12 protein-coding genes are annotated in these 13555 nt (G+C 62.6%); 5 read left to right on the top strand and 7 right to left on the bottom strand.

The window, feature by feature from the left end; genetic code table 11:
• The first annotated feature begins 26 nt into the window (after positions 1–26).
• From J3R84_RS12665 to J3R84_RS12655, 3 genes are all read left to right on the top strand, one after another.
• Complete coding sequence (locus tag J3R84_RS12665; RefSeq protein ID WP_025428019.1) at positions 27–524, top strand: ureidoglycolate lyase; 498 nt, start codon at positions 27–29, stop codon at positions 522–524.
• Between the two features lie 13 nt (positions 525–537).
• Positions 538–900: a hydroxyisourate hydrolase gene (gene uraH, locus J3R84_RS12660; protein WP_025428018.1), complete on the top strand. Its 363-nt coding sequence runs from the start codon at positions 538–540 to the stop codon at positions 898–900.
• Between the two features lie 99 nt (positions 901–999).
• Positions 1000–1386, top strand: coding sequence for a VOC family protein (locus J3R84_RS12655; protein ID WP_025428017.1), 387 nt, complete (start codon positions 1000–1002; stop codon positions 1384–1386).
• A 289-nt stretch (positions 1387–1675) separates the two neighbouring features.
• Here J3R84_RS12655 and J3R84_RS12650 read toward each other — a convergent pair whose 3' ends face one another.
• From J3R84_RS12650 to J3R84_RS12635, 4 genes are all read right to left on the bottom strand, one after another.
• On the bottom strand, positions 1676–2812 hold the full coding sequence (locus J3R84_RS12650; RefSeq protein ID WP_025428016.1) for an alpha-hydroxy acid oxidase: 1137 nt from the start codon (positions 2810–2812) through the stop codon (positions 1676–1678).
• Positions 2813–2992: 180 nt separating this feature from the next.
• Positions 2993–4309, bottom strand: coding sequence for a guanine deaminase (guaD, locus tag J3R84_RS12645; protein WP_025428015.1), 1317 nt, complete (start codon positions 4307–4309; stop codon positions 2993–2995).
• Positions 4306–5544, bottom strand: a complete 1239-nt coding sequence (gene puuD / locus J3R84_RS12640) for a urate hydroxylase PuuD (protein ID WP_203528056.1) — start codon at positions 5542–5544, stop codon at positions 4306–4308. The genes guaD and puuD overlap by 4 nt, the downstream gene beginning before the upstream one ends.
• A gap of 158 nt (positions 5545–5702) precedes the next feature.
• Entirely contained in the window at positions 5703–6644 is a 942-nt protein-coding gene (locus J3R84_RS12635; RefSeq protein ID WP_025428013.1) for a LysR substrate-binding domain-containing protein, read from the bottom strand.
• A gap of 102 nt (positions 6645–6746) precedes the next feature.
• Here J3R84_RS12635 and J3R84_RS12630 point away from each other — a divergent pair, with 102 nt between their 5' ends.
• Entirely contained in the window at positions 6747–6995 is a 249-nt protein-coding gene (locus J3R84_RS12630; protein WP_025428012.1) for a hypothetical protein, read from the top strand.
• Between the two features lie 52 nt (positions 6996–7047).
• On the opposite strand, the gene xdhB is transcribed toward J3R84_RS12630, so the two are convergent.
• From xdhB to J3R84_RS12615, 3 genes are all read right to left on the bottom strand, one after another.
• The gene (gene xdhB / locus J3R84_RS12625; RefSeq protein WP_025428011.1) at positions 7048–9387 is read right to left on the bottom strand and encodes a xanthine dehydrogenase molybdopterin binding subunit; all 2340 of its coding nucleotides are present in this window, start codon (positions 9385–9387) and stop codon (positions 7048–7050) included.
• Positions 9388–9389: 2 nt separating this feature from the next.
• A complete protein-coding gene (gene xdhA / locus J3R84_RS12620) occupies positions 9390–10880 on the bottom strand; it encodes a xanthine dehydrogenase small subunit (protein ID WP_038577341.1) in 1491 nt (496 codons plus the stop codon).
• 118 nt (positions 10881–10998) lie between these two features.
• The gene (locus J3R84_RS12615; protein ID WP_025428009.1) at positions 10999–11775 is read right to left on the bottom strand and encodes a 3-hydroxybutyrate dehydrogenase; all 777 of its coding nucleotides are present in this window, start codon (positions 11773–11775) and stop codon (positions 10999–11001) included.
• A gap of 264 nt (positions 11776–12039) precedes the next feature.
• Between J3R84_RS12615 and glpK the strand changes: the two genes are divergently transcribed.
• On the top strand, positions 12040–13527 hold the full coding sequence (gene glpK, locus J3R84_RS12610; protein ID WP_025428008.1) for a glycerol kinase GlpK: 1488 nt from the start codon (positions 12040–12042) through the stop codon (positions 13525–13527).
• Positions 13528–13555 lie beyond the last annotated feature (28 nt).

Raw genomic sequence — 13555 nt, 5'->3', positions numbered from 1 at the left:
AATGAGCACCGCGGGGCGATGGCCTGATGTCGCGTATTCTTTCGATCGAACCCCTGACGCAGGATGCTTTCGCGCCGTTCGGCACGGTCATCGAGGCTGATCCGGCTTCGATGCGGTACATCAATGGCGGGACCACCGAACGCTTCCATGGCCTGGCGCGTGCCGATGTTGTCGGCGAGGGTGCCGATGTCATCATCAATATCTTTCGCGGCCAGCCGCGCGCCTTTCCTTACGCGGTGGCGATGATGGAGCGACACCCCTTCGGCAGCCAGAGCTTTTCGCCGCTCGAGGACCGGCCCTGGCTCGTCGTCGTTGCCGAAGACGAGGGGGGCCGACCGGGAATGCCGCGGGTGTTCCGGGCGAACGGGCGGCAGGGCGTCAACTACGGGCGCAATGTCTGGCACCATCCGCTGATGTCGGTGGGCGCGGTCAGCGACTTCATCGTCGTCGATCGGGATGGGCCGGGAAACAATCTCGAAGAATATGTCTACGACGAGCCCTTCGTCATCGAGAGCGCAATATGAAGGAAGAGCAGCGATGAGCAGCACCGGCCGCCTGACCACCCATGTCCTCGACACTGCGCTCGGCACGCCGGCCGAAGGCTTGCGCATCGACCTCTTTTGGCTCGAAGGCGACGAGCGGCAACTGATCCGCACCGTTCATACCAACAGCGACGGACGCGTCGATGGGCCCATGGTCGAAGGCATCGGCTTCATGGCGGGCAGCTACGAGTTGGTCTTCCACGCCGGCGACTATCTTCGTCGTGTCGGTGCGGACCTGCCGGAGCCTGCCTTCCTCGACCTGATCCCGCTGCGCTTCGGCATTGCCGATCCGGCCAGCCATTATCACGTGCCGCTGCTTCTTTCGCCCTACGGCTACTCGACCTATCGCGGCAGCTGAGCGTGGGTGGATGAGTGTTCGCGGCGTAAAATTCAGTCGAAAACCGTCGCCTTGATCGGGATTGTGTGAGACGATTTTGAGACTCACGAGGGGAATTCGATGCGTTTCATCAATCCGATCCCTTTCGTCCGCGACATCGATCGATCCAGGGACTTTTACCGGGAGACACTCGGTCTGACGGTGTTGAAGGACTTCGGAAACTTCGTTCTCTTCGAGACCGGTTTTGCGATCCACGAGGGTCGTTCGCTGGAACAAACAGTCTGGCGGGAAGTCGGTCCCGCGGAAGAACCCTATGGGCGAGGGAACCTGCTGCTCTACTTCGAGCATGAGAATATCGAAGCGGCCTTCGAAAGCATTGCGCCGCAGGTGGAGCTGATCCACCCGATTGAGCGGCAAGCCTGGGGACAGCGGGTGTTCCGTTTTTATGATCCCGACGGGCACGCAATAGAGATCGGAGAGCCGCAAACTCTTGGATCTACTGCATAATTCCTCAAATCTGATCCGATTTGAGGATAGAATTATGCAACAAGTTTGAAGCGATACAGCGTCCTTTGCGCGTCATATTTGACGCGCGGCGCTGTAAAGGCGACCTGCATCAATCCTGAAGCTTACGACTGAACCGCCCGTCTCAAAGGACGGTTCGCCGCAAGAAACGATCGCATACGTTTAGTTTATGCGACCAATTTGGAACTGCAGGCATTCCACACACGTGTTGGAGGCCGGCCGCGAAGCCGCCCTTTTCAGGCAATCCGGCTTCGCCGGTTGGCGCGCTCGATCAATCCGCGAGAATGTCGCGGTTGACGTCGTTGATATCGCGCTTGCCGCAGAGCGCCATGGTGATGTCCATCTCCTTGCGGATGATTTCCAGCGCCTTGGTCACGCCTTCCTTCCCCATGGCGCCGAGGCCGTAGAGGAAGGGGCGGCCGATATAGGTGCCCTTGGCGCCCATGGCGACGGCCTTCAGCACGTCCTGGCCGGAGCGGATGCCGCCATCGAGATGCACCTCGATCTGGTGGCCGACCGCATCGACGATGCGCGGCAGCATGCTGATCGAGGAATGGGCGCCATCGAGCTGGCGGCCGCCGTGGTTGGAGACGATGATCGCGTCGGCGCCGGTCGCCGCCGCCATCTTGGCGTCTTCCGGATCGAGAATGCCCTTCAGGATCAGCGGACCGCCCCAGCGCTCCTTGATCCATTCGACGTCCTTCCACGAGAGTTGCGGGTCGAACTGTTCTGCCGTCCAGGCGCCGAGCGAGGACAGGTCGGTGACGCTCTTGGCGTGGCCGACGATATTGCGGAAGGTGCGGCGGTTGGTGCCGAGCATCTTCATGCACCAGCCGGGACGTGTCGCCATCTGCCAGAGATGCTTGGGGGTCAGCTTCGGCGGGGCCGACAGGCTGTTGCGCAGGTCCTTGTGGCGCTGGCCGAGGATCTGCAGGTCGAGCGTCAGCACCAGTGCCGAGCACTTGGCGGCCTTGGCCCGGTCGATGAGGTTCAGCACGAACTCGCGCTCGCGCATGACGTAGAGCTGGAACCAGAAGGGCTTGGTTGTGACCGACGCGACATCCTCGATTGAGCAGATGCTCATGGTCGACAACGTGAAGGGAACGCCAAAGGCTTCGGCCGCCTGGGCTGCCAGCATCTCGCCATCGGCGTGCTGCATGCCGGTCAGCCCCGTCGGCGCCAGCGCCACCGGCATCGACACTTTCTGGCCGATCATGGTCGTTTCCAGCGAGCGGTTGGTCATGTCGACCAGCACCCGCTGGCGCAGCTTCACCTTGGCGAAGTCTTCCTCGTTGGCGCGATAGGTGCCCTCGGTCCAGGCGCCGCTGTCGGCGTAATCGAAGAAGAGCTTCGGTACGCGGCGCTTGGCAAGGGCCTTGAGGTCGCTGATTTCGAGGATTTGCGTCATGGAAACGGCCTTCATCTGAAACACAGGTTAGAGCGGGATGCGGGCGGAAAGCCGCGGACACTTTTCCGCACCCAACTCTTGGGATGACTACCGAGGCCTTACCATGTTTGCCGGAGGCTTGTTAATAGCGCGGACGCAAAGAGGTCAATTTTTTTGACCTCTTTGCCAATGACGGTGAAGTCAGGCAGCAGCGAGTGCCGCCTTGGCCGGTTTTCCCGCCACATAGGTCTCGACGATCGCGCGGTCGTCGCCCATGGTCTGGAGCAGGAAAAGTTCATCGGCGAGTGAGTTGACCACTTCGGCGCGCAGCGCCATCGCCGGTGTTGCCGCCATGTTGAGCACGATGAAGTCGGCGTCGGTGCCGGCCTCGAGCGTGCCGATGCGATCGACCAGCGACAGCGCCTCGGCGTTGCCGCGGGTCATCATGAAGAAGCTGTCGAACGGGTTCAGCCGCTCGCCCTGCAGTTGCAGGATCTTGTAGGCCTCGTCGAGCGTCTTCAGCATCGAATAGCTGGTGCCGCCGCCGATATCCGAGGCGACCGAGGTGCGTACCGGCTTTTCGCGCCGGTTGAGCGCCCGCAACGGGAAAAGGCCCGAGCCGAGGAAGAGGTTGGATGTCGGGCAGAAGACCGCGACCGATCCCGTCTCGCACATCACGTCCGCCTCGCGGTCTGAGAGGTGGATGCAGTGGCCGAACAGGCTCTTCGGCCCAAGCAGCCCATAACGGGCGTAGACGTCGGTATAATCGGTGGCTTCCGGATAGAGTTCGCAGGTAAAGGCGATCTCGTCGCGGTTTTCCGACAGATGTGTCTGGACATGCAGGTCGGGAAACTCATGCACCAGCGATTTTGCGACGTCCATCTGCTCCGGCGTCGAGGTGATGGCAAAGCGCGGAGTGATGGCGACATGGTTGCGGCCCTTGCCGTGCCAGTCGCGGATTACCGCGCGGGTCTCGTCGTAGCCCATCTGCGGCGTATCGAGCAACCCCTGCGGGGCATTGCGGTCCATCATCACCTTGCCGGCGATCATGCGCATGTCGCGGCGTAGCGCCTCGGCGAAGAAGGCGTCGGCGGATGCCTTATGCACGGTGCAATAGGCGGCCGCCGTCGTCGTGCCGTGGCGGACCATTTCGTCGAAGAAACGGCTGGCGATGCGCTCGGCATGGGCGGTCTCGACGAAGCGGCACTCTTCCGGGAAGGTATAGGTGTTGAGCCATTCCAGCAGGTTGGCGGCGTAGGAGGCCATCACCTGCATCTGCGGGAAATGCAGATGCGTGTCGATGAAGCCCGGCACGATCAGGTGCGGGCGGTGATCGATCTCGACGATATCATCCGCTGCCTCGGCCTTCACAGTCGCGTAGGTGCCAGACGTTTTGATCCGGCCGTCTGCGACCAGCAGCGCGCCATCGCTTTCATAGGTGTAGGCGGCGCTGTCCTCGATTGCCATTGGCGCGCGGTGAAAGCTCAAGAGGCGGCCGCGGATGAGCGTCGTTGTCATTGTGTCTTGCCTTCCTCGACGGCGCTTTCGAACCAGGCTGCCAGCAACTGGCGCTCGTCCGTCGTCATGTCGGTTATGTTGCCGGGCGGCATGGCATGGCTGCGCCCCGCCTGGATATAGATTTCGCGGGCGTGGGCGGCAATCTCCTGATCGCTCTCTAACACCACACCCTTCGGCGGCCGGGCGATGCCCTCATAGACCGGTTCGGCTGCGTGGCACATGGAACAGCGGGTCGAGATCGCGTCCTTGACGGCGGGGAAATGCGCATTCTCCGCAAACCGGGCAAAGACCGGCGCGACCTCGGCTTTTTCTTCGCCGGTCAGCACCTTCGGCACGGTCGACAGCCACATGATCAGGATGAAGAGGAGGACGGTGACGAGCCACGTCCAGGTAGGCCTACCCTTGCGGGCATGGGTCGTATTGAACCATTGCCGGATGGTGACACCCATCAGGAACACCAGCGCCGCGATGATCCAGTTGAAGGCGGTGGCAAAAGCCAGCGGATAGTGGTTCGACAGCATGAAGAAGATGACCGGCAGGGTCAGGTAGTTGTTGTGCAGCGAGCGCTGCTTGGCCTGGGCGCCGAGCTTCGGGTCGGGCGTGCGCCCGGCGATCAGGTCGGCAACGACGATCTTCTGGTTGGGAATGATGAGGAAGAAGACGTTGGCCGACATGATGGTGGCGGTGAAAGCGCCCAGATGCAGGAAGGCGGCGCGGCCTGTAAACACCTGGGTATAGCCCCAGGCCATGATCACCAGCGCCACATAAAGAAGCGCCATCAGGCCCCAGGTGTTGTTGCCGAGCGGCGACTTGCAGAGCAGGTCATAGAAGACCCATCCGATGCCGAGCGAGGCGAGCGAGATCAGGATCGCGGACGTTGCCGAGATATCGAGCACGTGGCGATCGATCAGGAAAAGATCGGCACCGCCGTAATAGACCAGACAGAGCATGGCGAAGCCCGAAAGCCACGTCACGTAAGATTCCCATTTGAACCAGGTCAGGTGCTCGGGCATCGAGGCGGGGGCGACCAGATATTTCTGGATGTGGTAGAAGCCACCGCCATGCACCTGCCATTCCTCGCCGTAGGCTCCAACAGGCAGGTGGTCGCGCTTCACGAGACCGAGGTCGAGCGCGATGAAATAGAAGGATGAGCCGATCCAGGCGATGGCGGTAATGACATGCAGCCAGCGCACAGCAAAGGCCAGCCATTCCCAGGCGATGGCGAACTCGTACATTCAGGTCCCCTTTATTCTCTCCGTCAGCGCACCTTGCGCAAAAACCGGGAGTTGGGGAAGGGGGCGAATGCGCCTCCAAGCGTAAATTGCCGCGATCGGGACGATTTCGGGGTGAATTCACCCGGAATGATAAACCTGATGGATTCTAATGGGTTACCCTAGCTCGCGGAAGCCGCCTTGCGCTCTTCTACCCAATCGGCCCCGAACTGAACCGACGGGCAGAGTTCGCTGAGGATCCAGTCGCGGAAGATGCGGATCTTCGGGGTGTTGCGGCGCGCATGCGGGTAGGCCAGCCAGTAGTCGCAGCCGTCGCTGCAGCGCAGGTCGAAAGGCTGGTAGAGCCGGCCAAGCGCTACGTCGTCACCGTAGAATTCCGGTGTCAGGATCGCCACGCCCTGGCCGGCAACGGCGGCGCGCGCCTCGAAGGATTGCGCGCCGAGCCGGCTTGTCGGGCGGCCCTCGAGATCCGGATCGTCGACGCCGGCGGCCGAAAACCAGATCCGCCACCAGGGGTCGCCGGCATCGATGATCCTGAGCTTCAGGAGATCACGCGGCTCGCGGATGCCGCCAACGGTTTCGGCGAGTGCCGGGCTCAGCATCGGGCTGAACTCGACGCGCATCAGCGGATGTGTGTCGAGGCCCGGCCAGACGCCGGCGCCGGAGCGGATGGCGAGATCCGTGGGTTCCTTGGCAAAATCGACGAGGTTGTCGTTGGTGTCCAGGCGCACGGCGATGGTGGGGTGGGCGAACTGAAACGAGCCGATGTTGCGGGCGAGCCATTGCGAGGCGAAGGTCGGGGTCGAGCTGATCAACAGTGTGCTGTCGATATCGCCGCGCGCTGAGGAGACGGCCTCCTGCAGCATCTCGAAGGCTTCGGTGACCCGTGGCGCCAGCCGCTGGCCGACATCGGTCAACGCGATCTGGCGTGGGCGGCGCAGGAACAAGGGCTCGCCGACGCTCTCCTCGATCAGCTTGACCTGGTAGCTGACGGCGGTCTGGGTCATGCCCAGCTCCTCGCCGGCCTTGGTAAAACTGCCGAGCCGGGCGACGGCTTCGAAGACCCTCAACGCATTCAGCGGAAACTGCTTGGACATCTTCATGGATAAGTTCTCTTGATGCATGCAGACGGATGTTCGATTGGAACTCAATCCTCTTCCACGGCATCCTGCAAGTCAACTTCCCAAGACGAACAGGTGCTCAAAATGACTTGCGACGTTATCGAACATACTGAAAGAAAACCGCTTCTTTCGCTGGATGCGGTCGTGCGGCTCACGTCCACCCTGTTTGGCCGTGCCGTTGTCGCCAAGCCGGTGCTCGACGTCAATGCGCTGTCCGACCATATCAAAAGAGACATGGGTTTCATGGATGGCCGTGGCCCCTATGGGGACGATGTCGAGGCGCAGGCCGACGCGCACCGCCTCGTCAACATCGACGAGCTGCCCCGGATCTGACCGGAGCTCTCACACGCCGCGCGTCGAACGGGATGCGCGGCGATGTCATCAATCAAGACGATTGTCGAAGGCGTTCGACGGCCATCAGCACGCGCTCCGGCGTCGCCGGCGCATCAAGGCGCGGGCATTCGCGATAATCGGCAACGCTCGCCACCGCCATCGACAGCGCCTCGAGCACGGAGATCGGCAGCATGAAGGGCGGTTCGCCCACGGCCTTTGACCGCCCGATGGTCTTTTCCGCATTTTCCGACCACTCGGCCAGTTTGACGTTGAAGATCTTCGGCCGGTCCGAGGCGAGCGGGATCTTGTAGGTCGAGGGTGCGTGCGTGCGCAGTCGGCCCTTGTCGTCCCACCACAGCTCCTCCGTTGTCAGCCATCCCATGCCCTGGACGAAACCGCCTTCGATCTGGCCAAGGTCGATCGCCGGATTGAGCGAGCGGCCGACATCGTGCAGCACGTCGACGCGATCGACCATGTATTCGCCGGTCAGCGTATCAACAGATACTTCCGACACCGAGGCGCCATAGGCGAAGTAGTAGAAGGGCGTTCCCCGTCCGGTCGCGCGGTCCCAATGGATTTTCGGCGTCTTGTAGAAGCCGGCGGCCGAAAGCTGCACGCGCGCCGTATAGGCAAGCTTGATGAATTCCGGGAAGGGTACCAGTTCTTCGCCGATCTTCACGTGATCGGGAACGAAAGTGACGTTTTCCGCCGTCGTCTGCCAGCGCTCGGCTGCAAAGGCGACGAGCCGTTCCTTGATCTGGCGCGCCGCATCGAAGGCGGCCATGCCATTGAGGTCGGAGCCGGACGATGCAGCGGTCGCCGAGGTGTTGGGGACCTTGCCGGTCGTGGTCGCGGTGACGCGCACGCGGTCGAGATCGACCTGGAAGCTGTCGGCGATGACCTGCGCGACCTTCACATAAAGGCCCTGGCCCATTTCCGTGCCGCCGTGGTTCAGGTGGATCGAGCCATCCTGATAGATGTGCACGAGGGCGCCGGCCTGGTTAAATGCGGTCATGGTGAAGGAGATGCCGAACTTCACCGGCGTCAGCGCGATGCCCTTGCGAATGACACGGCTCGCACGGTTGAACTCGATAATGGCCATGCGGCGCGCCTGGTAATCGGCGTCGACTTCAAGCTCGGCGACGATCCGGGCGATGATGTTGTCTTCGACCTGCTGGTGGTAAGGGGTGATATCCCGGCCGGAACCCTTCTCGCCGTAGAAATTGAGCTTGCGGATCTCGAGCGGATCCTTGCCGAGAGCGTAGGCGATCTCTTCGATCATGCGCTCGCCGCCGACCATGCCTTGCGGGCCACCGAAGCCGCGATAGGCGGTGTTGGAGACGGTGTTCGTCTTCAGCGGCTGCGACGTCAGTTTTACATGCGGGTAGAAGTAGGAGCTGTCTGCGTGGAACAGCGCGCGGTCGGTCACCGGTCCGGAGAGATCGGAGGAGTAGCCGCAGCGCGCAGCGTAATTGGCGTGAACGGCGTGGATGCGGCCTTCCTCGTCGAAGCCGACATCGTAGTCGACGAGGAAGTCGTGACGCTTGCCGGTGGCGGTCATGTCCTCGTCGCGGTCGGGGCGAAACTTGACCGCACGGCCGAGCTTTTTCGCCGCCACGGCTGCAAGGGCTGCGAACTGGTTGCCCTGCGTTTCCTTGCCGCCGAAGCCGCCGCCCATGCGGCGCACATTGACCGTGACCGCATTGGAGGGAACGCCGAGCACGTGCGAGACCATGTGCTGGATTTCGCTTGGGTGCTGGGTCGACGACCAGACGGTGACCTCGTCGTCCTCGCCGGGAATGGCAAGGGCGATATGGCCTTCGAGGTAGAAGTGCTCCTGGCCGCCGATGCGCATCCGGCCCTTCAGCCGGCGCGGCGCCTTTTCCAGTTCAGCGTCGGCATCGCCCCGCTGCAAGGTCAGGGGCTGGGTGACGAGCTCGCCGCCATGGGCTACCGCATCGGTGATATCGGTGAAATGCGCCAGGTCGCGATAGCTGATCTTCGCCAGCCGGGCAGCACGACGGGCGATGTCGCGCGTCTCGGCGATGACGGCAAAGGCCGGCTGGCCGTGGAACTGCACGATGCCGTCGGCAAGCACCGGCTCGTCATGCAGGTGGCTGGGGCTGATATCGTTGGAATGCGGCATGTCGCTCGCCGTCAGCACGCAGACGACGCCGGCCGCCGCGGCGACGGCCGAGAGGTCCATGGCGGTGATTTCGGCGTGGGCGCGGTCGGTCATCCCCAGCGCACCGTGCAGCGTGCCCGCCGGTTCCGGCATGTCGTCGATGTAATCGGCGGTGCCGGTCACGTGCTTGTGGGCGCTGTCATGGCGCTGGTGCGAATGCATCTGCCCCTTGATCGCCTTGCGTTCTTCGAAGGTCGACTTGTCCATGATTACCTCTCTCCCGCCGCGTAGCGCACGAGCTCCGCCGGCTGGCCGCCACTTTCCAGGAAAAAGCGCATCAGCAGGTTCTTCGCCGCCAGCATGCGATAGGTGCTGGTGGCGCGCCAATCGCTCAAGGGCTGATAGTCGGCCTCGAAGGCTGCCTGAGCGGCGCGCACCATTTCCTCGGTCCAGGGCTTGCCGATGAGCGCGGCCTCGACGGTTGCAGCGCGTTTCGGCGTGCCGGCCATGCCGCCAAAGGCGATGCGGGCGGTCTCTACCCGGTTGCCGTCAAGCGAAATGCGGAAGGCGCCGAGTAATGCGGAAATGTCCTCGTCGCGGCGCTTGGAGAGCTTGTAGGCCGCAAACAGCTCACCCGCCGGCAGCGCGGGCACGAAGACGCTCTCGACGAATTCGCCGGCTTTGCGGTCCTGCTTGCCGTAGGCGATGAAGAAATCTTCAAGCGGCAGCGTGCGCGTCCCTTCCGTCGAGCGCAGCGTGACAGTTGCCCCCAGCACGATCAGGGGCGGTGGACTGTCGCCGATCGGCGAACCGTTGGCGATGTTCCCGCCGATCGTGCCCATGTTGCGCACCTGTTCGCCGCCGATACGGTCGATCAACCGGCCGAAGGCTGGATAGGCTTTGCTGAGCGCTGCAAAGGCGGCTGAATAGCTGACGCCGGCACCAATGGTCAGGCCGCCGTCGCTTTCCTCGATGCGCTGCAGTTCGGCGATGCCGTTGATGAAGACGACGGGATCGATCGGACGCATCTGCTTGGTGACCCAGAGGCCGACATCGGTGGCGCCGGCAACCACCGTCGCGCCTTTGTGCTCGGCAAGAGCGGTCGCGAGGCCGGTGGCATCCGCCGGCACGATCAGACAGCTTTCACCGTGGCGGACGGTGATCGTTTTCTCGGGTTGAAGCGCCTTGAGGCGGGCGATGGTGGCCTCGCGCGCAGCCGTGATCGGATCGAAGATAGCAGAAGGCCGCGCGCTTGCGGCGGCCTCGGCCGCCTTGACGATCGGCTCGTAGCCGGTGCAGCGACAAAGGTTGCCTTGCAGCGCCTTTTCGATGTCGGCCCGGCTGGGATTGTCGTTCGAAAGCCAGAGGCCATAAAGCGACATGACGAAGCCGGGCGTGCAGAAGCCGCATTGTGAGCCATGGAAATCGACCATCGCCTGCTGCACGGGATGAAGCGTTCCATCCCTGGCGGCGAGATGCTCAACGGTGACCACATGGGTCGCATGCAACGATCCGACGAAGCGGATGCAGGCATTGACGCTTTCATAGACCAGCGTTTCGCCGGCGAGCCGGCCGACGAGCACGGTGCAGGCACCGCAATCGCCCTCCGCGCAGCCTTCCTTGGTTCCTGTCAGCCGGCGCTCAAGCCTGAGATAGTCGAGCAGGGTCGCGGTCGGCGCGACGTCGGAAAGCGCCACCTCGCTATCATTGAGGATGAAGCGAATGCTGTCGTCGTCCTTGCGTTCCCTAACCTTAGGCATGCCATTCATTCCTGCTGATGCATGGCCGCAAAAACCGGAAGCGTTCCCGGCGACGGACCATGCGCATTTTCATAGAGTTAGGGCGTCGTCCGCCTCGTCTCAATGGACGGGCGGCTCTCTATTGCGCCGTCCAGCCGCCGTCCATGGAAACATGCGTGCCGGTGATCTGCGCCGCATCATCGCTTGCGAGATAGACGGCGAGCGACGCTACCTGCTCGACGGTGATGAATTTCTTGGTCGGCTGGCCCTTGAGCATTACGTCGTTGATGACCTGCTCTTCGGTGATGCCGCGGGTGCGGGCCTGATCCGGGATCTGCTTTTCGACCAGCGGGGTCAGCACATAACCCGGGCAGATCGAATTGGCGGTGATGCCATTTTCCGCAACTTCGAGCGCGACGGTCTTTGTCAGCCCCATGATGCCGTGCTTGGCGGCGACATAGGCCGATTTGAACGGCGAGGCGACGAGCCCGTGGGCAGAGGCGATGTTGACGATGCGGCCCCAGCCCTTTGCCTTCATGCCGGGCAGGGCGGCGCGAATGGTATGGAAAGAGGAGGAGAGGTTGATGGCGATGATCCGGTCCCATTGCTCGACCGGGAAATCCTCGACCTTCTCGACATATTGAACGCCGGCATTGTTGACCAGAATGTCGACGCTGCCGAAGCGTTTTGCCGCCGTTGCCATCAGGTCGGCGATCTCGTCCGGCTTCGTCATGTCGGCCGGGTGATAGATGACCGTTCCCGTGGTGAGCGCCCCGACTTCGTCCGTCGCAGCCTTGATTTCGTCCGGCGTGCCGAAGCCGTTCAAGACGATGTTGGCGCCGCCCTTGGCAAAAGCCTTGGCAATGGCAAGGCCGATGCCGCTCGTCGAACCGGTGATGACCGCAGTTCTCGTCATTCCTGATCTCTCCCTTTGCAGCGCCGCTGATCTTGCCCGTTTTTTGCGGCGCAACAGCGTCAACCTACGCGTAAAACCGCTGAGGTGACAATTGTGTTTTTCAGGCCGCCGACGCAGAGTTGCGGCGGGAGGCCTTGTCACGATTTCTTGCGTTTTGTTTTCGTTTGACATTCGTTTTGCCATCGTATTGAAGTTTTTCGAAATGGACGCCACGCCCAAGAGGAAGGGCGTCGAGACACGTGATGTGAGGCCGGGGAGGGGCATATGGGCGGATATATTCTCGCGATCGATCAGGGCACGACATCGAGCCGGGCGATCGTCTTCGACGGCAAGCAGCAGGTAGCAGGCCTCGACCAGAAGGAATTCAGGCAGCACTTTCCGAAATCCGGCTGGGTCGAGCACGATCCGGAGGAAATCTGGGATAGCGTCGTCGTCACCGTCAACGAGGCGATCAGGAAGGCGGGGATCTCCCCAAGCGATATCGCCGGCATCGGCATCACCAACCAGCGCGAAACGGTGGTGGTCTGGGATCGCGAAACCGGCAAGCCGATCCACAACGCCATCGTCTGGCAGGACCGCCGCACATCAGCCTATTGCGACAAGCTGAAGAAACAGGGTCTCGAAAAGACCTTCACCAAGAAGACCGGTTTGCTGCTCGATCCCTATTTCTCCGGCACCAAACTCAACTGGCTGCTGTCGAATGTGAAGGGCGCCCAGGCCAGAGCTGCCAAGGGCGAGCTTTGCTTCGGCACGATCGATACTTTCCTGATCTGGCGGCTGACAGGCGGAAAGTCCTTCGTCACCGATGCGACCAACGCCTCGCGCACGCTGCTCTACAACATCGCCGACAATGCCTGGGACGACGAGTTGCTCGACATCCTGCGCGTTCCCCGCGCCATGTTGCCGGAGGTGAAGGACTGCGCCGCCGATTTCGGCGTCACCGACAAGGAGCGCTTCGGCACGGCGATCCCGATCCTCGGTGTTGCCGGCGACCAGCAGGCCGCCACCATCGGCCAGGCCTGCTTCAAGCCGGGCATGCTGAAATCGACCTACGGCACGGGCTGCTTCGCATTGCTCAACACCGGCAAGGACATGGTGCGCTCGAAGAACCGGCTGCTCACCACCATTGCCTACCGGCTGGATGGCGAAACCACCTATGCGCTCGAAGGCTCGATCTTCGTTGCCGGCGCGGCGGTGCAGTGGCTGCGCGACGGCCTGAAGGTCATCAAGGCGGCTCCGGACACCGGCACGCTTGCCGAAGGCGCCGACCCGTCGCAGGAGGTTTACCTCGTCCCGGCCTTCACCGGTCTCGGTGCGCCGCATTGGGATCCCGACGCTCGCGGCGCGATCTTCGGCATGACCCGCAACACCGGGCCCGCCGAGTTTGCGCGTGCCGCGCTCGAAGCGGTCTGCTACCAGACGCGCGATCTGCTCGAAGCCATGCACAAGGACTGGCGCAGCAACGGCAAGGAAACCGTGTTGCGCGTCGACGGCGGCATGGTCGTCTCGGACTGGACGATGCAGCGGCTTTCCGACCTCCTCGATGCGCCGGTCGACCGGCCGACCATCCTCGAGACGACGGCGCTCGGCGTTGCCTGGCTCGCCGGCAGCCGCGCCGGCGTCTGGCCGAAGCAGGAGGAGTTCGCCAAGTCCTGGGCGCGCGATCGCCGTTTCGAGCCGGCGATGGACGAAGCGACGCGCAAGACGAAGCTCAAGGGCTGGCGCAATGCGGTCAAGCGCACGCTGACCTAGAGCATTTCCAGGAAAAGTGCGAAGCGGT

Source organism: Ensifer canadensis, assembly GCF_017488845.2.
Lineage (GTDB): Bacteria > Pseudomonadota > Alphaproteobacteria > Rhizobiales > Rhizobiaceae > Ensifer > Ensifer canadensis.
This window is presented reverse-complemented; position numbering and strand designations above follow the sequence as displayed.

What these genes read in the sequence shown, in the direction of transcription:
- J3R84_RS12650 (WP_025428016.1), bottom strand. Translation starts at nt 2,812, where the DNA reads ATGACGCAAATCCTCGAAATCAGCGACCTCAAGGCCCTTGCCAAGCGC.
- J3R84_RS12615 (WP_025428009.1), bottom strand. Translation starts at nt 11,775, where the DNA reads ATGACGAGAACTGCGGTCATCACCGGTTCGACGAGCGGCATCGGCCTT.
- J3R84_RS12665 (WP_025428019.1), top strand. Translation starts at nt 27, where the DNA reads ATGTCGCGTATTCTTTCGATCGAACCCCTGACGCAGGATGCTTTCGCG.
- J3R84_RS12655 (WP_025428017.1), top strand. Translation starts at nt 1,000, where the DNA reads ATGCGTTTCATCAATCCGATCCCTTTCGTCCGCGACATCGATCGATCC.
- xdhA (WP_038577341.1), bottom strand. Translation starts at nt 10,880, where the DNA reads ATGCCTAAGGTTAGGGAACGCAAGGACGACGACAGCATTCGCTTCATC.
- J3R84_RS12635 (WP_025428013.1), bottom strand. Translation starts at nt 6,644, where the DNA reads ATGAAGATGTCCAAGCAGTTTCCGCTGAATGCGTTGAGGGTCTTCGAA.
- J3R84_RS12630 (WP_025428012.1), top strand. Translation starts at nt 6,747, where the DNA reads ATGACTTGCGACGTTATCGAACATACTGAAAGAAAACCGCTTCTTTCG.
- guaD (WP_025428015.1), bottom strand. Translation starts at nt 4,309, where the DNA reads ATGACAACGACGCTCATCCGCGGCCGCCTCTTGAGCTTTCACCGCGCG.
- puuD (WP_203528056.1), bottom strand. Translation starts at nt 5,544, where the DNA reads ATGTACGAGTTCGCCATCGCCTGGGAATGGCTGGCCTTTGCTGTGCGC.
- glpK (WP_025428008.1), top strand. Translation starts at nt 12,040, where the DNA reads ATGGGCGGATATATTCTCGCGATCGATCAGGGCACGACATCGAGCCGG.
- xdhB (WP_025428011.1), bottom strand. Translation starts at nt 9,387, where the DNA reads ATGGACAAGTCGACCTTCGAAGAACGCAAGGCGATCAAGGGGCAGATG.
- uraH (WP_025428018.1), top strand. Translation starts at nt 538, where the DNA reads ATGAGCAGCACCGGCCGCCTGACCACCCATGTCCTCGACACTGCGCTC.